1 protein-coding gene is annotated in these 471 nt (G+C 66.7%); it reads right to left on the reverse strand.

What is annotated here, in order from left to right:
- Positions 1-471: calcium-binding protein (locus QYL93_RS31870; protein WP_305747436.1), on the reverse strand; the 471-nt coding region annotated here is incomplete at both ends.

Consider the following 471-nt stretch of genomic DNA (forward strand, 5'->3'; position numbering starts at 1 on the left):
TGCAAACCGCACCTGCTCCACATCCACCAGCCAGTCGGAGACACCGGTGGCCGTGTGGGTCAGCTTGATACCGGCCCCCTCCAGGGTCACGGTGTAGTCCGTCTTCTGCCCTTCCTGGATCGCCACGTCAAAGCCCGTACCCCCGTTCAGGCGGTCACTGCCCGTACCACCCGAGAGCAGGTCATTGCCCGCGCCCCCGAAGACAATGTCGTCGCCCGCATCGCCGAACACCTGGTCATCGCCGCCTTCGCTACCCACAGTGTCATTGCCGCCACCGCCATGGATGATGTCGTCATCGGGCCCGAGCACGATCCACTGGGCACCGCTGTCGCCACTGGCCGCGTTCTGGCCGGCGCCGCCGATCAGGCGCACATTGCCCACCACGGCGATGAACTCGATGTTGTCCACCCGGATCACCGTGCCCGAGGGCAGAGCGCGGGCATCCAGGATCACGGCCTGCTTGCCGTCGGC

It is taken from the genome of Acidovorax sp. A1169, assembly GCF_030704685.1.
Classification (GTDB): Bacteria; Pseudomonadota; Gammaproteobacteria; order Burkholderiales; family Burkholderiaceae_C; genus Acidovorax.